Here is a 19,383-nt window from a genome sequence, read left to right as displayed (position 1 = left end):
CTTCAGCGCCCGTCAGAGACGCGAACGAAAAACGAGGAAACGACATGGACTTCAGACATTCCGACCGCGCCCTGGACTGGCACGCCCGCGTGCGCCGTTTCCTCGACGAACAGGTCATCCCGCGCGAGGCCGAATATTTCGCCCAGGTGCGCGAGAACCCGAACCGCCAGCCCCCGGTCATGGAGGCCATGAAGGCCGCTGCGCGCGAGGCGGGCCTGTGGAACATGTTCCTGCCGGGCGAGCATGGCGCCGGCCTGACCAACCTCGACTACGCCCCCCTGGCCGAGATGATGGGCGCCCATCTGTGGTCGTCGGAGGTGTTCAACTGCAACGCCCCCGACACCGGCAATATGGAAGTCCTGCACATGTACGGCGACGCGGCCCAGCAGGACCGCTGGCTGAAACCGCTGATGGCCGGCCAAATCCGCTCGGCCTTCCTGATGACCGAGCCCGAGGTCGCCTCGTCCGACGCCACCAATATCCAGACCCGGATCGAGCGCGACGGCGACCACTATGTCATCAACGGCCGCAAATGGTGGTCGACCAATATGGCCCATCCGAACGTCGCCGTGACCATCGTCATGGGCAAGACCGACCCGGACGCCGCGACCCACGCCCAGCAGTCCCAGATCATCGTCCCCGTCGACACGCCCGGCTTCCGCGTCGAGCGGATGCTGTCGGTGTTCGGCTATGACGAACGTCCCATCGGCCACGCCGAGGTGGTGCTGGAGAACGTCCGCGTCCCCGCCTCGAACCTGATCGCCGGCGAGGGCCGGGGGTTCGAGATCGCGCAAGGGCGCCTCGGCCCCGGCCGTATCCACCACTGCATGCGCGTGATCGGCGCGGCCGAACGGGCGCTGGAGCTGATGGTGAAGCGCCTCCTGAACCGCACCGCCTTCAGGAAACAGCTGGCCGAACATTCGGTCTGGGAGCAGCGGGTCGCCGACGCCCGCACCAATATCGAGATGTGCCGCCTGCTGGTGCTGAAGGCCGCCTGGATGATGGACGAGGCGGGGGCCAAGAACGCCCGCTCCGAAATCGCCCAGATCAAGGTCGCCGCCCCCCGCATGGCGCTTCAGGTCATCGACGACGCCATCCAGGCCTTCGGCGGCGCCGGCGTCTCGGGCGACACGCCCCTGGCCGAACTCTATGCGACGGTGCGCACCCTGCGGATCGCCGACGGCCCGGACGAGGTTCACAACCGCAGCATCGCCCGGCTGGAGTACGCCAAACACGGCGGCAAGCCGGTGCGTTGAATTCACCGTTACGCTTCCTAGATCAGGGGAACTCCGGCTGAGGCGTGACGTTCGTTCTGCTTGGACGACGCGACGCCCGCCGGGGCTTCGGGGCTGAGGCGGGACGGAACGGCTGACATGAATGCTCGCTTCGAGCCCGATACGCGGGCGGCGTCGGATGTGGCGCGTTTCAGGGAGACCCGGGCCGCCATGCCCGCCCTGGCCGCCGGCCTTTCGCCCGAGGACCTGTCGGCCCAGTCCATGCCGGATTGCAGTCCAGGCAAATGGCACCTGGCCCACACCAGCTGGTTCTTCGAGGCGATGATCCTGTCGGCCGATCCGGACTACCAGCCGGTCGATCCGCGCTTCCAGCAGCTGTTCAACTCCTACTACGAGGCCCTGGGCGAACGGGTGCCCCGGCCCCAGCGCGGCCTGATGACCCGCCCCTCGGTGGACGAGGTCCTGGCCTATCGGCGCGAGATCGATCGCCGCATGGCCGCCTGGCTGGCCTCGGGTCCGTCCAGCGGTCAGCAACTCTATCTGTTCGAACTGGGCCTGCACCACGACCAGCAGCACCAGGAGCTGTTCCTGATGGACCTGCTGAACCTGATGTCCCGCTCGCCGCTGGACCCGGCCGCCTATGGGGTCGAGCCGCGTCAGGCGCCGGTTGAGGGTCCGCGCGGCGGCGTTGTCGCCTTCGACGGCGGCCTGGTCTCAATCGGCCACGACGGCGCCGGTTTCGCCTTCGACAACGAGGGACCGTCTCACCGGGTCTGGCTGGAGCCCTTCGCCCTGGCCGCCGATCTCGTGACCAATGGCGACTGGCTGGGCTTCATCGCCGACGGCGGCTACGCCCGACCCGAGCTGTGGCTGTCCGACGGCTGGGCCACGGTGAAGGCTGAAGGCTGGACCACGCCCCTCTACTGGCGCCGCGACGGCGACGACTGGACGGTCATGAGCCTGACCGGCCGCGTTCCCGTCGATCCCTCCGCCCCGGTGCGTCATGTCAGCTTCTACGAGGCCGACGCCTACGCCCGCTGGGCCGGCAAACGCCTGCCGTCCGAGGCCGAGTGGGAGCACGCCGCCACCACGGCCCCCGACGCCTTCTCCAACCTGTCGGGCGAGGTCTGGCAGTGGACGTCCAGCGCCTACGCCCCGTATCCCGGCTTCCAGCCGACGCCGGGCACGGCGGCCGAGTACAATGGCAAGTTCATGGCCAATCAGATGGTCCTGCGCGGCGGCGCCTTCGCCACGCCGCCCGGCCATGCCCGCATCACCTATCGCAACTTCTTCTACCCCCAACAGAGGTGGGCCTTCATGGGTCTGAGACTGGCCGAAGACGCCCCGCACGAGCGCAAGGTTTCCCCCGAGGACGACACCCAGACCGCCGCCTTCCGGCGTGACCTTGTCCAGGGCCTGTCGCGCGACCAGAAGGCCGTGCCGCCCAAATGGTTCTACGACGCCGAGGGCTCGCGCCTGTTCGAGGACATCACCGCCCTGCCGGAATATTATCCGACCCGTCAGGAGACGGCCCTGTTGCGCGACCGCGCCGCCGCCCTGACCGCCGACTTCGGCCCCGAAGCCGTCCTGGTCGAGTTCGGATCGGGGGCCAGCGAAAAGACCCGTCTCCTGCTGGACGCCGCGCCCGACCTCGGCGCCTATGTGCCGCTGGACATCAGCGAGTCAGCCCTGCTGGACGCCGCCGCCCGTATCCGCGCCGACTATCCCCGCCTGCGGGTCCAGCCGGTCCTGGGCGACTTCGAACATCTGGCGCCCCTGCCGGACGATTTGCCGCACGGACGACGGATCGGTTTCTTCCCCGGATCGACCATCGGCAATCTGGAGCCGGACGAGGCGGTGCGGTTCCTCGCCTCGGCCCGGCGGATGCTGGGGGAGGGGGCGCTGTTCATTCTGGGCGTCGATCTGGTCAAGGATCCCGCGATCCTTGTCGCCGCCTATGACGACAGCCAGGGCGTCACCGCCGCCTTCAACCTGAACCTCCTCGTCCGCGCCAACGCCGAACTGGACGCCGATTTCGACCTGGACGCCTTCGCCCACCGCGCCGTCTGGAACCCGGATCAGTCGCGCATGGAGATGCACCTCCAGGCCGCGCGCCAAACCGCCGCCCGCGTGGGCGACAGCGTCTTCACCTTCATGGCCGGAGAGACCCTCCACACCGAAAGCTCGCGCAAGTTCACGCAGGATTCGGTCGCCGCACTGGCCAAGGAGTCCGGCTGGTCCATGGCCGGTTTCGAGGTTTCGCCCGAACCCCGCGTGGCCCTGGCCTTGCTGCGAGGGTGAAACCCTGGGGCGAGCCTTAGCCAAGGCCGACGACGCCTACAGTCGCGATCTGAAGGTCGGCTTTCTGACGGTGGGTCAATTTCGCTTCGCGACCCGTTGCGGACATTCAGTCGAACGACGAAGATCGCCGGATGCACAACAGCACCGCATATGAGCGACGCAAAACCCTCAGCCTCAACGAGCTTGAGCGGCTTAGGAGCACGCTCGTTGACGAGGTGGAAAACTACCGGATTGGTATTCGCGGTTACTCACCCGAAAAAATGGCGAAGCATGGCACCCCCTACTTGGCGAAGCTGGAAGCGCGAGTAGCGGAGATTGACGCTGAAATAGCAGGCCGTGTTTAGGGCTGCTTTCCACCCATAATAGCCGTTTGAAAGGTCCGCTTACGGGCGCTGGCGTCCGACCTTTGCCCGTGTCGCTGTCTCCCTCATTCAGGACTTGTCCGCAGAGCCACGGGGAACAGAAAAAGGGCGGCGCATCTTTGATGCGCCGCCCTGCAGACTCTCACTGAAGCCGTATCACTCGGCTTCGTTCGAAGCGTCCTTCTTCGGGCCATGCGAGGCCTCGCCGCCCTTGCGTCCGGCCTGGGCCGCCAAACTGCGGTCCTGGGAGAAGCTTCTCTTCTCGCTGGGGACGCTGGCGCCCCCTTTGCGCGCGATCTCGCGCTGCCGTTCCGGATCCATCGAGGCGAAGCCTCGCTTGGAAACGCCGGAGGGTCGCGTGGGTTGGCTGTCCATCGGTGTTCCTTTCAGTGCTGCGGTTGCGCTTGCCGAAGTGAACCCTGTGACTCGGTGACGGTTCCGTGCGGAACTTCGTTTTACTGTCCCGCCTCTGAACGTCTTTGTGGTTTGACTTCAATCGGCTCCGTAGGGGCGGGAATCGCCTCCGTCGCCGCCGCCGGGCTCCATCGGCGGCATTTCGTCGGGCGTGTCGGACGGATCGATTTCGGGCTGGGGCGTCGGGTCCGGCTGGATCTCGGGTTGCGGCGTTCCGGGGGGCGTGGGTTCGACATAGGTCATGGTCTTCTCCTTTGGTGCTGAAGGAACGCCACGCGACCCGCAATGTTCACGGCGGGGTTGGAACTGGATCGGGGCGCGCCGGTTCAGTGTCCGAACCCCGGAGATCACCATGACCCAGACCCCCATCACCCCCGCATCGCCGGACGACATCGTCCTGGAAGACGACACCCTGACCCAGCGTCTGGACCGTCAGGCCGACGCCATCCTGGCCGAAGGCGAGCGCCGCAGCTTCGAAGATACGACCTCCCTGCGTCAGGCCCTGCGTGAAGACGCCGAACTGATCCGCAGCAAGGTGGTCGGCCGGGTCGAAACCGCCCGCGACGGCATCCGCGATGAACCGATGAAGACGACCCTCTACGCCCTGGGCGTCGGCGTCATCATCGGCATGCTTCTGCGCCGCTGATCTAGGCCGGCCCCACCGGTTCCCGCTGGATCGGCGCCCTTTGCAGCGCCGCATCCGACACGAAGGGATTGGTCCGCCGCTCCTCGCCGAAGGTCGAGATCGGCCCGTGCCCCGGCACGAAGGTCACGTCGTCGCCCAGCGGCCACAGCTTCTCGACCACGGCGCGGATCAGGGCGGGCGGATCGCTCATCGGGAAGTCGGTGCGGCCGACTGATCCCTTGAACAGAACGTCCCCCACCTGGGCGAATCGCGCCGCGCGATTGAAGAAGATCACATGGCCCGGCGTATGGCCGGGGCAATGCCGCACCTCCCAGGTCGTCTCGCCCAGGCTGACCGTATCGCCGTCCTCCAGCCAGCGGTCGGGGGTGAAGGGCCGCGCATCGGGCAGGCCGTACATCCGGCCGCTCTCCACGATCCGGTCGATCCAGAACTGATCGGCCTTCTGCGGCCCGGTGATCTGGACCCCGGTCTTCTCCTGCATTTCGGCCGCGCCGCCGGCGTGGTCCAGGTGGCCGTGGGTGATCCAGATCTGATCGAGGGTCAGGCCGCGCCGCGTCACCTCGCCCAGAACCGCATCCACCGTCCCGCCCGGATCGATCACCGCCGCCTTGTTCGTGGCGGTGCACCAGACGGTGGTGCAGTTCTGCTGAAGCGGGGTGACGGGCGTGACGAAGACGCCGATGGGGGAGGCGGGCTGGCTCATCCGTCCTACATAATCGCCCCTGCGGCGCGAAACCACCGTCCGAGGCCACGCTCACGTTGACCTTTGGGGCCCTTCTCGACATAAGGGCGGGCTTCGAGGCGCCGCTCCCAACGGGGCGGCCTTCTTGCTTTATCCATTTCGCGCCGACCGTTTCGACGGTCCATGCGCCCCAGAGCGTCAGAAATCCCGACCATGCAAGTCGTCGAAAAGTCGAACGAAGGCCTCAGCCGCGTGCTCGCGGTCACCATTCCCGTCGCGGAGCTGAACGAGAAGCTCGAAGCCCGCGTCAAGGAAGTCGCCCCGCAGGTGAAGCTGAAGGGCTTCCGCCCGGGCAAGGTGCCGGTCGCCCACGTCAAGAAGACCTTCGGCCGCGAGTTCATGGGCGAGATCATCAACGCCGAACTGAACGAGACCAGCCAGAAGGCCCTAGACGAGGCCAAGATCCGTCCGGCCGCCCCGGCCGAGATGAAGCTGACCTCCGACATGGACAAGGTCATGGCCGGTCAGGAAGACTTGGCCTATGAAATGGCCCTGGAAATCATGCCGGACTTCACCCCGGTCGATCCCAAGACCCTGAAGCTGGAACGCCCGACCTACGAAGCCTCGGACGCCGATCTGGACGAGGCCCTGACCGAACTGGCCGGCCAGGCCAAGTCCTACGAGGACAAGAAGGGCAAGACCGTCAAGGCCGCCGAGGGCGACCAACTGACCATCGACTTCCTGGGCAAGCTGGACGGCGAGCCCTTCGACGGCGGCGCCGCCGAGGACGCGGACCTGGTGATCGGGTCGGGCCGTTTCATCCCCGGCTTCGAAGAACAACTGACCGGCACCAAGGTCGGTGAGGAAAAGACCATCGAGGTCACCTTCCCTGAGAATTATCAGGCCGCCCATCTGGCCGGCAAACTGGCCACCTTCGACGTCAAGGTGAAGGCCATCAAGGCCGAGGTCGAAGCCAAGGTCGACGAGGACTTCGCCAAGCGCATCGGTCTGGAGTCGCTGGACAAGCTGAAGGAACTGCTGAGCCAGAACCTGAACCAGCAATACGCCGGCGCCGCCCGCTTCAAGCTGAAGCGCGCCCTGCTGGACCAGCTGGACACGGCCCATGACTTCCCGCTGCCGCCGAAGATGGTCGAGGCCGAGTTCGACGGCATCTGGCAACAGGTCGAGGCCGACAAGGCCGCCGGCCGTCTGCCGGAAGAGGACGCCGCCAAGTCCGACGAGGACCTGAAGGCCGAATACCGCAAGATCGCCGAGCGCCGCGTGCGCCTGGGTCTGGTTCTGGCCGAGATCGGCCGCGCCAACAACGTCCAGGTCACCGACCAGGAGCTGAACGCCGCCCTGCTTCAGGAAGCCCGCAACTATCCGGGCCAGGAACAGGCCGTCCTGAACTTCTACCGCCAGAACCCCAACGCCGCCGCCCAGATGCGCGCGCCGATCTACGAGGAAAAGGTCGTGGACCTGATCGTCGGCCTGGCCGAAGTGACCGACAAGCCGATCACCAAGGAAGAGCTGCTGAAGGAAGACGAAGAGGGCTGATCGCTCCCCGAGTTTGATGTTCCAAAAGGCGGGGGCCGCAAGGCCTCCGCTTTTTTCGTGTCCAGGGCTGGCCTTGTAAGGAGGTCTTCATGACGCGATATGCAGACTAACAAGGCGTGCGATCACTGATTCGCCCGTCCCCCGCATTATCGAGAAGGCCATATGCGCGATCCGATCGAACTGATGAACATGAACCTCGTCCCCATGGTGGTGGAGCAGTCCAGCCGGGGCGAGCGCTCCTTCGACATCTTCTCGCGCCTGCTGCGCGAGCGGATCATCTTCCTGACGGGGCCCTTCGAGGACACGATGGCCTCGCTGATCTGCGCCCAGCTGCTGTTCCTGGAATCGGAGAACCCCAAGAAGGAGATCTCCATGTACATCAACAGCCCCGGCGGACAGGTGTCCTCGGCGCTCGCGATCTACGACACCATGCAATACATCAAGAGCCCGGTCTCGACTGTGGTCATGGGCATGGCCGCCTCGGCCGGTTCGCTGATCCTGACGGCCGGCGCCGCGGGCCAGCGCATCGCCCTGCCGAACGCCCGGATCATGGTGCACCAGCCTTCCGGCGGCTTCCGCGGCCAAGCCTCGGACATCGAATTGCACGCCGCCGACATCCGCTACACCAAGAAGCGTCTGAACGAGATCTACGTCCACCACACCGGCCGGACCTACGAAGAAGTCGAAAAGACCCTGGACCGCGACCACTTCATGTCGGCCGAAGAGGCCAAGGCCTGGGGCATCGTCGACCACGTCTACGACAAGCGCGAACAGGCCGACGCCGACGGCGTCAAGACGCCCGGCCACTAAACCGCCGGATGATATGGCGAAAGGGCGCGCCGTCTCGGCGCGCCCTTTTCATTTTGTGCTATCGGAACCGTCATGCAGTTCACACGAGATCCCAGCGGCACGGTCGAGGTCGACGGCGAGACCTATGTTTGGGAAATCCGTCGCCAGCCTCAACCCAAGGGCGGCAACGTCTGGGAGGGCATGGCCGTGTCTTTGCGCCACGTCGATTTCAAGCGCGAAGCCATCGTGCAGTTTCCGCCGCCCTTGCGCCCCAACGGCCGGCCCGACGTCGAGAAGCAGCGCGTCAATGTCGATGCGGTCCGCAACGCCGTCGCCTCGGCCATGGAGGCGGGATGGGACCCGACCTCGCGCGGCAAGGCGGTCGTGTTTGATGTTGACGCGGACGGCGCCTGACCGTCACGGCTTCTGGCGGAACACCCTGAATCCGGGCTGCTTCGCCATGGCCAGCATCTCGCGGTCGCCCGAGGTGTCGCCATAGGCGGCGGTCAGCACCATGTCCTCGCCATAGGCGGCCTTCAGACGCCGCACCTTTTCCAGCCCGCGACAATTCGGCCCAGCGAATGCGCCCGTCACCCTCTGTTCCGAATCGAACACCAGCGGGGTGCCCAGCAAGGCCTCGGCGCCCAGTCTGAGTGCAAAGGGCGCCACCGTGGTCTCGGGCGAGGCGGTCACAATCACGCGATGGGCGCCGCGTTCGCCCCAATCGTTCCAAACCTTCAGCGCGTCGGGCCGTATGAAGCGATCCCAGACGGTATCTGCGAATTGCGTCGCCTCGGCCTCCAGGGCCGTCTTCGTCTCGCCGGCCAGGAATTCCTTCACCGAGGCGGCCTTGATCCGACCCCGATCCCGGTCCCGCGCATAGACGGCCAGGGCGGGCGCCAGCTTGACCAGGCCCAGGGCCCAGCCGCCCGGACCGGCCCGCCAGCGCAGGAATTCGGTGAAACTGTCGCGAATAGTCAGGGTGCCGTCGAAATCAAAGGCCACGATGGGCGCCGCGCCCCGGTCCGGCGCGTCTCCCGACTTCGTCCGGGACTGGCGCAAATCCTGCAAGCTCCCCATGTCAGACATTCGCCTTGATCCCCACCGACACTGATCCATCCCCGCCTTGCAACATTCCCCTGCCGCCTTCGGGGTTGTCGTTGAACGTGGGATGGGTGATTGTCATTTTTTGAAGACCTTTGCGTCCAGAGTGCTGGAATCAACGTGGAGGAAGCGCGTTTCGGGCCATTTCGGTCCGCTCCGCGGGAGTGAGATAAGGGTCTATGACCAAAGCAGCCGGCTCTGACGCCAAAAGCACCCTGTACTGCTCGTTCTGCGGAAAGAGCCAGCACGAGGTCCGCAAACTGATTGCGGGCCCGACCGTGTTCATCTGCGATGAATGCGTCGAACTGTGCATGGACATCATCCGTGAAGAGCACAAGATCGGGTTCAAGAAGACCACCGACGGCGTCCCCACGCCGAAGGAGATCCGCGACGTCCTGGATGACTACGTCATCGGCCAGTCGCACGCCAAGAAGGTCCTCTCGGTCGCCGTTCACAATCACTACAAGCGTCTGAACCACGCGACGAAGAACAACGACGTCGAGCTGGCCAAGTCCAACATCATGCTGATCGGCCCGACCGGGTCGGGCAAGACGCTGCTGGCCCAGACCCTGGCGCGCATCATCGACGTGCCCTTCACCATGGCCGACGCCACCACCCTGACCGAGGCCGGTTATGTGGGCGAAGACGTCGAGAACATCATCCTGAAGCTGCTCCAGGCCTCCGACTACAATGTCGAACGGGCCCAGCGCGGCATCGTCTACATCGATGAAATCGACAAGATCAGCCGCAAGTCGGACAATCCCTCCATCACCCGCGACGTCTCGGGCGAGGGTGTGCAGCAGGCCCTGCTGAAGATCATGGAAGGCACCGTCGCCTCCGTGCCCCCGCAAGGCGGCCGCAAGCATCCGCAGCAGGAATTCCTGCAGGTCGACACCGCCAACATCCTCTTCATCGTCGGCGGCGCCTTCGCCGGGCTGGAGAAGGTGATCTCGGCGCGCGGGGCAGGGGCCTCGATCGGCTTCGGCGCCCAGGTCAAGGAAATCGACGAGCGTCGCACCGGCGACATCCTCAAGGGCGTCGAGCCCGACGACCTGATGCGTTTCGGCCTGATCCCCGAGTTCATCGGCCGTCTGCCCGTTCTGGCGACCCTGGAAGATCTGGACGAAACGGCCCTGGTCACCATCCTGACCGAGCCCAAGAACGCCCTGGTCAAACAGTACAAGCGCCTGTTCGAGATGGAGAATGTCGAACTGACCTTCACCGACGACGCCCTGATCGCCGTCGCCAAGAAGGCCATCACCCGCAAGACCGGCGCGCGGGGCCTGCGTTCGATCCTGGAAGGCATTCTGCTGGAAACCATGTTCGAACTGCCGACCTTCGAAGGCGTCGAAGAGGTTGTGGTCAACGCCGAGGTCATCGACGGCAAGGCCCAGCCCCTGCTGATCTATTCCGAGGCCTCCAAGAAGAAGGCCGACGGCGCCGCCTGATCGGGCTTAGTCGCTGAACCAACCAAGGGCCGGAGCCGCAACGCTCCGGCCCTTTTTTTCACCTCCCCGTCGGCGAAGGCCGACGGGGAGGACAGGCGGGAGCGTCAGCGAACGCCAGGTGGGGGCGACTCGGCGCCAGACGCGGCCGTGGCCATCTCCACCGCCGGGGGCGCCCCCGCCTGGTCGCTAGCGCGACCTGTCCTCCCCCCGCGCCTTTGCGCGCGGAGAGGGGGGGCAACACCCACAATGACGCTGGTCTGAATCGAACGATTTCAACGCCCTAAAAGAATCTCGACCCTATTTCCCCGCCATACCCGCCGGCGCCCGTATCATCCTCTCATCCCCGCCGATGGGGAGGGCGTCGGATCCAGCGCCCTGACGGCGGCGGGGTTGTGGTCGAGCGATGAAGCCGGCGGGAAGGAGACCGCCGGGGTCCTTAGGGGCGGCGATGGATGCCGTCTCCTGCTCGCCGCACGCTTAGGAAAGCGGACCGCTGTCGATCTACGTCGACATGTCCGCCCCGGCGAAGCCGTCGCAAGGCGGCCCGCCGATCCGGCAAGGCTCGAAGACGAGGGCCGCCAGCCGGAGCGCGTGTGGAAAACGACCGCGTGGGACGACGACTGCGCCGAAACGGTACTTAAAATCCAAAACACCGGGTGCAGACCCGGCGTCCCACGCCCTCCCCAACTTCGCTGCTCCGCTGCGAAGCCGCAGCCAATTCCGCATGTGCGTGCGGCGTCCAAACCACGCAGGTGTGGGCCGTTCGCCGGCCACGCTTGAACCACGGCTCTTTCAAACCACATACTCATCCGAACGCCGTCGGAATCGACGGGCTGTCATGCGCTGGTCGGACCTCTTGTCCGGGCGACCGTGGCGGCGGGCCGGAGATCATCAATGGCCCAGGAGTACGCATCATGACTGAAACAAAGATCCTGCCCGTCCTGCCGCTGAGAGACATCGTCGTCTTCCCGCATATGGTCGTGCCGCTCTTCGTGGGCCGCGAGAAATCGGTGAAGGCCCTCGACGAGATCATGAAGGGCGAAAAGCAGATCCTTCTGGCGACCCAGAAGAACAGCGTCGACGACGATCCGTCGCCCGACGCCATCTATCCGATCGGCGTGCTGGCCAGCGTGCTGCAGCTGCTGAAACTGCCCGACGGCACCGTCAAGGTTCTGGTCGAGGGCAAGGGCCGGGCGCGCCTGACCCGCTTCACCGACCGCGAGGACTATTTCGAGGCCGAGGCCGTCGAGATCGAGGACGAGCCGGGCGACGCCTCCCAGACCGAGGCCATGCTGCGCGCCGTGGTCGAGCAGTTCGAAAACTATGTGAAACTGAACAAGAAGGTCCCGCCCGAGGCCCTCAGCTCCATCCCCCAGATCACCGACGCCTCCAAGCTGGCGGACTCGGTGGCCGCCCACCTGTCGGTCAAGATCATCGACAAACAGGGCCTGCTGGAAACCTTCGACGTGCCCAAGCGGCTGGAGAAGGTCTATGGCCTGATGGAGGGTGAAATCTCGGTCCTGCAGGTCGAGAAGAAGATCCGCTCGCGCGTGAAGCGCCAGATGGAGAAGACCCAGCGCGAATATTATCTGAACGAGCAGATGAAGGCGATCCAGCGCGAGCTGGGCGAGACCGACGACGCGCGCGACGAGATCATGGACCTGGAGAAGCGCATCCGGAAGACGCGCCTGTCCAAGGAAGCCCGCGCCAAGGCCGAGGCCGAGGTCAAGAAGCTGCGCAACATGTCGCCGATGTCGGCGGAATCGACCGTGGTCCGGAACTATCTCGACTGGCTGCTGTCCGTGCCGTGGGGCAAGGCCAAGCAGAAGCCGATCGATCTGGTCAAGGCGGAGGAGATCCTCGAGGAGGACCACTTCGGCCTGGAGAAGGTCAAGGAACGGATCATCGAATATCTGGCGGTCCAGGCCCGCACCGGCAGCCTGAAGGGGCCGATCCTGTGCCTCGTCGGCCCTCCCGGCGTCGGCAAGACCTCGCTGGCCAAGTCCATCGCCAAGGCGACCGGGCGTGAGTATGTCCGCATGTCGCTGGGCGGCGTGCGCGACGAAAGCGAGATCCGCGGCCACCGCCGGACCTATATCGGCTCCATGCCCGGCAAGATCATCCAGTCGATGAAGAAGGCCAAGACCACCAACGCCTTCGTCCTGCTGGACGAGATCGACAAACTGGGGTCCGACTGGCGCGGCGACCCGTCCTCGGCCCTGCTCGAGGTGCTGGACCCGGCCCAGAACTCGACCTTCGGCGACCACTATCTGGAGGTGGACTACGACCTGTCCCAGGTCATGTTCGTGACGACCGCGAACAGCCTGAACATGCCGCAGCCGCTGATGGACCGGATGGAGATCATCCGGGTGTCGGGCTACACCGAGGACGAAAAGGTCGAGATCGCCAAGCGTCACGTCCTGCCCAAGCAGCTGACGGACCATGGGCTGAAGGCCGACGAACTGATCGTGCCGGAAGACACGATCCGCGACCTGATCCGTTACTACACCCGCGAGGCCGGGGTGCGGTCGCTGGAACGCGCCCTGGGCGGCCTGGCTCGCAAGGCCGTGCGCGAGATGGCCAAGACCAAGGTCACGTCGATCACGGTGGACGCCGGGAAGCTGGCCGAATACGCCGGCGTCCGGAAGTTCCGCTATGGCGAGACGGACGAGGAGGATCAGGTCGGCATCGTCACCGGTCTGGCCTGGACCGAGTTCGGCGGCGACATCCTGACCATCGAGGCCATCAAGATGCCGGGCCGCGGCCGCATGACCGTGACCGGCAACCTGAAGGACGTGATGAAGGAGTCGATTTCGGCGGCGGCCTCCTATGTGCGGTCGCGGGCCCTGGCCTTCGGCGTCAAGCCGCCGGTGTTCGAGAAGACCGACATCCACGTCCACGTGCCCGACGGCGCGACGCCCAAGGACGGCCCGTCCGCCGGCGCCGCCATGACCGTGGCCATGGTCTCGGTCCTGACCGGCATCCCGATCCGCAAGGACATCGCCATGACCGGCGAGATCACCCTGCGCGGCCGGGTCACCGCCATCGGCGGTCTGAAGGAGAAGCTGCTCGCGGCCCTGCGGTCCGGCGTCAAGACGGTGCTGATCCCGCAGGAGAACGAGAAGGACCTGGCGGACGTGCCGGACAACGTCAAATCGGCGCTCGAAATCGTGCCGATCTCCACGGCGGACGAGGCCCTGCACTGGGCCCTGACCGGTCCCCTGACACCGGTCGAATGGGATGAGGCGACGGATCCTCTGCCCGCGCCCGTGCCTCCGCTTGACGGCGCTGCGGCGACCGTCAGTCACTGAACCGCGACCTAAGTCGCAGACGAAACGCCGCCGACACGCCTGTCGGCGGCGTTTTCGCTTTTGACGCAACCGCCGATCCGCCCTTTACTGGTTCGCTTGGGAGGGATGACATGACGAAAGCCGAACTTATCGGTCGTATGGCGACGGCCGCGAACATCAGCCGCGATCAGGCCAAGACGGCGCTTGAAGCCTTCACCGACGGCGTGGTGGAAGCCCTGACCCAGGGCCGGGACGTCAAGCTGATCGGCTTCGGCAGTTTCACCCCCGTCGATCGCAAGGCCGGCGTCGCCCGCAACCCCCAGACAGGTCAGGCCGTGGCCCGCCCCGCCTCCCGCACCGCGCGCTTTCGCCCTGGCGAAGGCTTGAAAAGCGCCTTGAACGGTTGAAGCCCAACGGGCATAAGCCCGGCTCCGGTTTCCACTTCGGTTTCTTGGGCGGCTAGCTCAGCTGGTCAGAGCATCTCGTTTACACCGAGAGGGTCGGCGGTTCGAACCCGTCGCCGCCTACCAAACAAAAAGGCCGCCGGAGCGATCCGGCGGCCTTTGTCTTTTGGCGATCGCCCCGGTCAGAACCGGAAGCTGGCCCGCAGCAGCAGCGAATAGCGGACGTAATCCTCAAGCAGTTCCGCGTCGCCCGTCAGGGACAGCATGCCCAGGTCGTTGCCCAGGTTCATGCGGAAGCCCAGGATCAGGCCGCCGCCCTCGACCCCGTCCGGCGACAGGACGAAGTCCGGGCCGCCGCTGGCGAAGCGGGCGATGGTTTCGCCGGCGTCGACGGACAGGTTCTGGCGATAGCCGATGCGCAGTTCCGGACGAATCCAGCCGTCCTTGCCGAAGCCGTAGCCGACGTTCATCGCCGCAACGGCCGAGAAGATGTGGCTGTCGCGCGAGTCGATATCCAGATCGAAGCCGCTGCCGCCGCCCGATTCGGAGCGGGCGCCTTCCGACAGGCGGAAGTACTCGGCGTACACCTCGGGACGGACGTTCAGGCGACCGTAGTTGCGCTCGTAGGAGGCGCCGCCGGCTGCGGCTGCAGTCCAGCCATGCCAGTCGGATTTGTTGTTCAGATAGACGCCGTTGGCGACCAGCGACCGGTCGGCGTTGAAGCTGGCGTAGCCGCCGGCCGCGCGCGCCCAGGTCGTCCAGTACTGGCCCTGCGCACGCCAGTAGAGGCCCAGCTCCAGCAGGTTGGCCGACAGGACTTCCTCGGCCTCGGACTCGGGGTCCTTGATGTCCGACGAGGTGAAGGCGGCGGTCAGGCCGAAGGCGCCCGCGCCGGTGCCCTTTTCGACGCCGCCCGCGACGCCGAAGCCTTCAGAGCGGAAGCCGTAGGAATCGGTCTTGTCCTTGTCGGCGTAGAAGTTGATCTCCTGCACCCAGGCGCTGGTCTCGCCGGGGGCGGCGGAGGCGTTGCGGCCGGTCAGGGCGCGGGTCACCGCGTCGACGCCGGCCGACAGGGACATCAGAGGCCCGCCCGAGTGGTCCGGCAGCATCTGCTCATAGGCGTCGATGAAGCCGTCCCGGGTCGTCTGGCCCAGGAACAGGTTCCGGATCGTCTCATTGCTGCCCAGGGCGGCATAGACGGCGTCGAAGGCCGAGGCCTCGACGGGGATCAGATCGGCCTCCTGGGCGGTGCGGCGACGGGCGTCGACGTAGACTTCCCCTGCGGCTTGATCGACACCCGCCTGAACGACGTAAAGATAGGGGGAATTATCGGTCAGCAGGCTCTGGTTGATGTCACCGACGTTCAGGGCGCCGGCCTTGATCACGCTGAACCGCTCCGGCGACTCCAGAAGGGACGAGAAGCGGACGCCCAGTTGCGCGCCCGTGGCCAGGGTTGCGGCTCCGCTGACGTTGAATCCGCCGGCGCGATCGCCTTGAGGGTCGACGGCGACGATCAGGACGCCCTCGGCCCCGACGTTCAGGCTGGAAATGGAAGTGGCGGTCGTCTGGGTCGCGTTCAGCGTGCCCTTGGAGACGTTGATGTCCAGAGCCCCGTCGCTGTCGGTGACAGCGCCGCTCACCGCCGCGCCGCCGCTGATGGACAGGCGGTCGGCGCCGGCGCCGAAGGACATGTCGCCGATGACCGTGCCGTTCTCGACGTTGAAGGCATCCGCGCCCGAACCGAATTTCACCGCGCCGACGATGACGGGTTCGCTGGCGTCAGGGACCCCGTCCTTGTCCGTATCGGTCGCCGTGCTGCCGGCGGCGGCCGGGATGCCGTACTGACGAACCGTGACGCCGCTGGTGTTGGCCGTCAGGTCGATGGCGGTCACCGTGCCGTCGATCGCCGTAGTATCGGTGGAGTCCGCCGACAGCGAGCCGATGATGGAACCGGCGTTGCTCAATTGGGTCAGGGTGCCGGACTGGTCGCGGATGACCGTCGCGGCGCCGTGGTTTCCGCCGAACGAGGCCACGATATTGCCGGTGTTCGTCAGCGAACCGACATTGGCGCCGGCGCCGATTAGCACGCCCGTGGCCGTGTGGGTCTGTTTGCCGGAGGCGACGGCCTGGATATTGCCCGTGTTCGAGATGGCCGGGGCGGTGACGCCGGAGCCGATCCAGATGGCGGTGGCGTTGGCGTCCACGGCCGTGGAGGCGATTCCGCCTTCGTTGCGCACCCCGCCCGCGACGGTGACGGTCTGGCCGCCGGCCACGCCCAGCTGCAGGGCGCGCGATTCGACGCCGGAATAGACGCCGGTCCCGGTGATGGAGCCGCGGTTGATCAGGCCATAGGCGGCGTCGCCGGCGCCTACGGCGCCGAGGGTCACCGCATTGGTCGCGGAGCCGATGAGCAGGGCGGGCGCGCCGCCTACCGATGTCAGGGAAGCGGTCGTTTCGCTGGCGTCCGGCACGCCGTCGCCGTCGCGATCCGCATCGTCGCGGTTCTTGACGCCGTCGCCGTCGTCATCCTCGTCGCCGTTCTTGACGCCGTCCTTGTCGTCGTCGCCGTCGATCCCGGCCGAGGAATAGGCCGGGCCCGTATCCAGCAGGACGCCGCCGGCCACATTGGCGGCCACGCGCACAGCCGGTCCGCCCTGCAACAGATCGTCGGCGTCCAGTTCGTCCAGGAATATGGTCGAGGCGTTGTCGTAGGCGCCCGTCGTCGGGCGGACGGGGGGCGGGGAGGTGTACCGGTAGCCCGTGGTCGTCACGGCCGAATGGATTTTCAGGGCGCCGCCGACGTCCCCTTCGATCGACACGCCCGAGGCGCCGGCTCCGGTCGCGGACACCGAGCCCGCAAGGTCGACATTGCCCGAGATCGGGCCGGTCGTGCGGATGCCGACGCTGTTGTCGCCGACGACGCGCACAGTACCGAGGCTCTGCAGCTTGCCGGTCAGGGGCGCTTCGACCGCGAGTCCGTAGGAGTTGTTGCCTTCCACGGAGATCGAGCCGCTGGATTCGACCAGGACATTGCCGACGAAGGGCGAGGCGCCCGTGACCCGAACGCCGTAGCGGCCGGTCCCGGTGGCGAATGGCCCGTCAAGGTCGCCGTCGCCGTCCGTGTCCTTGATGTCCGCCGTTTCCTGGCTGTCCGTGATGTTGATCGTTCCGCCCATTGTGACGGAGCCGGTATTGCCGCCGTTCACTAGGACGCCCGTGGCGCCGTCGGCCGCCTTGGCCATGGTGATGGAGCCGCCGCTGTCGATATCGACCGTATTGTTCGAATCTAGCGTCATCGCTGCGCCGGAGGTGACGGCGATCGAGCCGCCGCTGGCGATGCGGACATTGTCAGCCGCGGTGCCGGTGGCGTTGGACGTCTGGATCGGCGTGGTGCGGGCTGTCGAGACGACGACCTCGGCCTGAACGCCCGTAACAGCCAGCAAGGGGGCGATCGCTACGGCGGTCGCGAGTAGAATACGCATTCGGAAGAAAACCCCTGATGGTCACGCGATCACGAAGCAGACGGTCCTTTACAGGATCGACGCTAACCGTGCCCAAGTTTATCGAATTTGAGGCGAATGCAAGGCCGTGTCCAGTCTGTTGCAAGAGCGTGTCGCAACCGTAGCTTGGATAAGGGGCTGATTTCGCGGTCTATTAGGTGGGGTGCGGAAGGTTTTGGCTCAGAGGTATTGAGGTTTCCGACGGCGGGGTTTACGGGCGGAAGAACGGTCCACCGCGTTTCCCCGCGACGCATCCAACCCACGCCCCCCGGCGTTGGTTAGCCCAGACCCGGCGAGAACCTCTTCATGACACTGACCGACCTCGACGTTCACGAAAGCGAACTCCGGCTGATTCCGGGGTTGGACGTCGAGGTCGCCGACACGTTGAGAGCGCTGAAGCTGGCGTCGATGGACGACCGGCCCAGGCTGGTGGACACCACCATGCTGTATGCGCCGCGCTCGGGCGGGGTGAAGCGCTATCTTCTGTCGAAGAAGGCCTGGATCGAGGAGAATCGGCCGGGCGTCAGCCATTCGCTGATCGTCCCGGGCGCGCGGCACAAGGCGCGGGCCGACGGGATCGTGCAACTGCGGGCGACAAAACTGCCGTTCGGCGATGGCTATCGCTGGCCCAGTTCGGTCAAGCGCTGGAGCGCCTGGGTCGCGGCGATGAAGCCGTCGATCATTGAGGCCGGCGACCCCTATACGCCGGGTCAGGGCGCGCTGGAGGCCGGTCAGCGGGTCGGGTGTCCGGTCGTCGGCTTCTGTCACTCGGATCCCGCCGGGCTGGCGGCGCTGCATTTCGGCGAATGGGCCAAGAAGCCGGTTGAGAAACGCTGGGCGCGCCTGTTTTCCCAGTTCGACCGCGTCATCTCGCCCAGCCGTTTCATCGCCCGTCGACTGGAAGAGGCGGGCGTCACCAATATTGTCATCCGGCCCCTGGGGGTGGAGATCGACACCTTCCGACCCGAACGCCGGGATCGGAAATGGCTGCTGGGAGAACTGGGCCTGGGCGAGGACGCCCGCCTGCTGTGCTTCGCCGGCCGACCCGCCAAGGAGAAGAATGTCGATATTCTGATCGAGGCGGTCCAGAAACTGGGCGCGCCCTATCATCTGGTCCTGGTCGGGGCGGGTTCAGGCATGCCCGCCGAGGACCGGGTGATTTCCATGCCCTATGAGAAGGATCCGCGCGCGGTGGCGCGGATCATCGCCAGCTGCGACGCCTTCGTCCACGCCAATGACAAGGAGCCCTTCGGTCTGATCGTGCTGGAGGCCATGGCCTGTGGCCGCCCGGTCGTGGGCGTCAACGCCGGGGGCGTGGCCGAGACCGTGGATGAGACGGTCGGCCAACTGGCGACCAGCGCCGACGCCGACGCCTACGCCCAGGCGGTCGAGGCTCTGTTTGCGCGCGACATCGAGGCCATCGGCCGCGCCGCCCGCGAAAAGGCCGTCAGCCAGTTCGCCTGGAGCCGCGTGTTCGAGGACCTGTGCATGGTTTACGGCGAACTGACGGGCGAGGCCGCCTTTGGTCAGCCTGAAGAGGCGTTCGCCGTTCACTGACGCGTTACGTCGTGATTTCGGGTCGATCTCTCGACGCGAATATCCGGGCCGTCGCGTCTGGTCTCAAGATGGTCGGGAAATGAGGGGCGGCGCG

Annotated in this window: 16 protein-coding genes and 1 tRNA gene; 12 read left to right on the top strand and 5 right to left on the bottom strand. The window is 66.1% G+C overall.

The genetic code is table 11. The features are described from left to right. Positions 1–44 precede the first annotated feature (44 nt). From ACP7CK_RS11315 to ACP7CK_RS11305, 3 genes are all read left to right on the top strand, one after another. Complete coding sequence (locus tag ACP7CK_RS11315) at positions 45–1,256, top strand: acyl-CoA dehydrogenase family protein (RefSeq protein ID WP_008259750.1); 1,212 nt, start codon at positions 45–47, stop codon at positions 1,254–1,256. 117 nt (positions 1,257–1,373) lie between these two features. Beyond that, positions 1,374–3,536 (top strand): ergothioneine biosynthesis protein EgtB, encoded by a 2,163-nt coding sequence (gene egtB, locus ACP7CK_RS11310; RefSeq protein ID WP_426026047.1) that lies wholly within the window; start codon positions 1,374–1,376, stop codon positions 3,534–3,536. A gap of 131 nt (positions 3,537–3,667) precedes the next feature. Next, positions 3,668–3,880: a hypothetical protein gene (locus ACP7CK_RS11305; protein ID WP_426026046.1), complete on the top strand. Its 213-nt coding sequence runs from the start codon at positions 3,668–3,670 to the stop codon at positions 3,878–3,880. Between the two features lie 174 nt (positions 3,881–4,054). On the opposite strand, the gene ACP7CK_RS11300 is transcribed toward ACP7CK_RS11305, so the two are convergent. Together ACP7CK_RS11300 and ACP7CK_RS11295 are read right to left on the bottom strand one after the other, a co-directional pair. After that, on the bottom strand, positions 4,055–4,273 hold the full coding sequence (locus ACP7CK_RS11300; protein ID WP_035306217.1) for a general stress protein: 219 nt from the start codon (positions 4,271–4,273) through the stop codon (positions 4,055–4,057). A 117-nt stretch (positions 4,274–4,390) separates the two neighbouring features. Then, positions 4,391–4,555, bottom strand: coding sequence for a hypothetical protein (locus tag ACP7CK_RS11295; protein ID WP_426026045.1), 165 nt, complete (start codon positions 4,553–4,555; stop codon positions 4,391–4,393). Between the two features lie 109 nt (positions 4,556–4,664). Between ACP7CK_RS11295 and ACP7CK_RS11290 the strand changes: the two genes are divergently transcribed. Beyond that, complete coding sequence (locus ACP7CK_RS11290; protein WP_040349637.1) at positions 4,665–4,958, top strand: DUF883 C-terminal domain-containing protein; 294 nt, start codon at positions 4,665–4,667, stop codon at positions 4,956–4,958. Between the two features lies 1 nt (position 4,959). On the opposite strand, the gene ACP7CK_RS11285 is transcribed toward ACP7CK_RS11290, so the two are convergent. Further along, positions 4,960–5,661 carry an MBL fold metallo-hydrolase gene (locus ACP7CK_RS11285; protein WP_426026044.1) on the bottom strand — a complete coding sequence of 234 codons (702 nt, stop codon included), beginning with the start codon at positions 5,659–5,661 and terminating at the stop codon, positions 4,960–4,962. 192 nt (positions 5,662–5,853) lie between these two features. Here ACP7CK_RS11285 and tig point away from each other — a divergent pair, with 192 nt between their 5' ends. The 3 genes from tig (at position 5,854) to ACP7CK_RS11270 (ending at position 8,400) form a co-directional block, all read left to right on the top strand. Then, positions 5,854–7,197, top strand: a complete 1,344-nt coding sequence (tig, locus tag ACP7CK_RS11280) for a trigger factor (protein WP_426026043.1) — start codon at positions 5,854–5,856, stop codon at positions 7,195–7,197. 162 nt (positions 7,198–7,359) lie between these two features. Beyond that, positions 7,360–8,007: an ATP-dependent Clp protease proteolytic subunit gene (locus ACP7CK_RS11275; protein ID WP_008264353.1), complete on the top strand. Its 648-nt coding sequence runs from the start codon at positions 7,360–7,362 to the stop codon at positions 8,005–8,007. A gap of 72 nt (positions 8,008–8,079) precedes the next feature. Beyond that, positions 8,080–8,400 carry a hypothetical protein gene (locus ACP7CK_RS11270; RefSeq protein WP_183195148.1) on the top strand — a complete coding sequence of 107 codons (321 nt, stop codon included), beginning with the start codon at positions 8,080–8,082 and terminating at the stop codon, positions 8,398–8,400. Between the two features lie 3 nt (positions 8,401–8,403). Here ACP7CK_RS11270 and ACP7CK_RS11265 read toward each other — a convergent pair whose 3' ends face one another. Further along, positions 8,404–9,075 (bottom strand): HAD-IB family hydrolase, encoded by a 672-nt coding sequence (locus ACP7CK_RS11265; protein WP_426026042.1) that lies wholly within the window; start codon positions 9,073–9,075, stop codon positions 8,404–8,406. 194 nt (positions 9,076–9,269) lie between these two features. Here ACP7CK_RS11265 and clpX point away from each other — a divergent pair, with 194 nt between their 5' ends. The 4 genes from clpX to ACP7CK_RS11245 all read left to right on the top strand — a co-directional run bounded on the left by clpX (position 9,270) and on the right by ACP7CK_RS11245 (position 14,358). Further along, positions 9,270–10,538 carry an ATP-dependent Clp protease ATP-binding subunit ClpX gene (gene clpX / locus ACP7CK_RS11260; protein ID WP_008260240.1) on the top strand — a complete coding sequence of 423 codons (1,269 nt, stop codon included), beginning with the start codon at positions 9,270–9,272 and terminating at the stop codon, positions 10,536–10,538. Between the two features lie 914 nt (positions 10,539–11,452). Then, positions 11,453–13,849 carry an endopeptidase La gene (lon, locus tag ACP7CK_RS11255; RefSeq protein WP_426026041.1) on the top strand — a complete coding sequence of 799 codons (2,397 nt, stop codon included), beginning with the start codon at positions 11,453–11,455 and terminating at the stop codon, positions 13,847–13,849. A gap of 110 nt (positions 13,850–13,959) precedes the next feature. Then, on the top strand, positions 13,960–14,235 hold the full coding sequence (locus tag ACP7CK_RS11250; RefSeq protein ID WP_008260193.1) for an HU family DNA-binding protein: 276 nt from the start codon (positions 13,960–13,962) through the stop codon (positions 14,233–14,235). Between the two features lie 46 nt (positions 14,236–14,281). Further along, positions 14,282–14,358, top strand: a tRNA-Val gene (locus ACP7CK_RS11245). A gap of 56 nt (positions 14,359–14,414) precedes the next feature. Here ACP7CK_RS11245 and ACP7CK_RS11240 read toward each other — a convergent pair. Beyond that, a complete protein-coding gene (locus tag ACP7CK_RS11240; protein WP_426026040.1) occupies positions 14,415–17,714 on the bottom strand; it encodes an autotransporter outer membrane beta-barrel domain-containing protein in 3,300 nt (1,099 codons plus the stop codon). A gap of 324 nt (positions 17,715–18,038) precedes the next feature. Here ACP7CK_RS11240 and ACP7CK_RS11235 point away from each other — a divergent pair, with 324 nt between their 5' ends. Beyond that, positions 18,039–19,289, top strand: a complete 1,251-nt coding sequence (locus tag ACP7CK_RS11235; protein ID WP_426026039.1) for a glycosyltransferase — start codon at positions 18,039–18,041, stop codon at positions 19,287–19,289. The last annotated feature ends 94 nt before the right edge of the window (positions 19,290–19,383 follow it).

Source organism: Brevundimonas sp. TSRC1-1 (genome assembly GCF_049898245.1).
GTDB lineage: Bacteria > Pseudomonadota > Alphaproteobacteria > Caulobacterales > Caulobacteraceae > Brevundimonas > Brevundimonas mediterranea_A.
The sequence above is the reverse complement of the archived record's forward strand: the minus strand, read 5'-3'. Positions and strand labels throughout refer to the sequence as shown.

Bases quoted from the DNA above. Each gene is read 5' to 3' on its own strand.
- ACP7CK_RS11315 (WP_008259750.1), top strand. From the start codon at position 45: ATGGACTTCAGACATTCCGACCGCGCCCTGGACTGGCACGCCCGCGTG.
- egtB (WP_426026047.1), top strand. From the start codon at position 1,374: ATGAATGCTCGCTTCGAGCCCGATACGCGGGCGGCGTCGGATGTGGCG.
- ACP7CK_RS11305 (WP_426026046.1), top strand. From the start codon at position 3,668: ATGCACAACAGCACCGCATATGAGCGACGCAAAACCCTCAGCCTCAAC.
- ACP7CK_RS11300 (WP_035306217.1), bottom strand. From the start codon at position 4,273: ATGGACAGCCAACCCACGCGACCCTCCGGCGTTTCCAAGCGAGGCTTC.
- ACP7CK_RS11295 (WP_426026045.1), bottom strand. From the start codon at position 4,555: ATGACCTATGTCGAACCCACGCCCCCCGGAACGCCGCAACCCGAGATC.
- ACP7CK_RS11290 (WP_040349637.1), top strand. From the start codon at position 4,665: ATGACCCAGACCCCCATCACCCCCGCATCGCCGGACGACATCGTCCTG.
- ACP7CK_RS11285 (WP_426026044.1), bottom strand. From the start codon at position 5,661: ATGAGCCAGCCCGCCTCCCCCATCGGCGTCTTCGTCACGCCCGTCACC.
- tig (WP_426026043.1), top strand. From the start codon at position 5,854: ATGCAAGTCGTCGAAAAGTCGAACGAAGGCCTCAGCCGCGTGCTCGCG.
- ACP7CK_RS11275 (WP_008264353.1), top strand. From the start codon at position 7,360: ATGCGCGATCCGATCGAACTGATGAACATGAACCTCGTCCCCATGGTG.
- ACP7CK_RS11270 (WP_183195148.1), top strand. From the start codon at position 8,080: ATGCAGTTCACACGAGATCCCAGCGGCACGGTCGAGGTCGACGGCGAG.
- ACP7CK_RS11265 (WP_426026042.1), bottom strand. From the start codon at position 9,075: ATGTCTGACATGGGGAGCTTGCAGGATTTGCGCCAGTCCCGGACGAAG.
- clpX (WP_008260240.1), top strand. From the start codon at position 9,270: ATGACCAAAGCAGCCGGCTCTGACGCCAAAAGCACCCTGTACTGCTCG.
- lon (WP_426026041.1), top strand. From the start codon at position 11,453: ATGACTGAAACAAAGATCCTGCCCGTCCTGCCGCTGAGAGACATCGTC.
- ACP7CK_RS11250 (WP_008260193.1), top strand. From the start codon at position 13,960: ATGACGAAAGCCGAACTTATCGGTCGTATGGCGACGGCCGCGAACATC.
- ACP7CK_RS11240 (WP_426026040.1), bottom strand. From the start codon at position 17,714: ATGCGTATTCTACTCGCGACCGCCGTAGCGATCGCCCCCTTGCTGGCT.
- ACP7CK_RS11235 (WP_426026039.1), top strand. From the start codon at position 18,039: ATGACACTGACCGACCTCGACGTTCACGAAAGCGAACTCCGGCTGATT.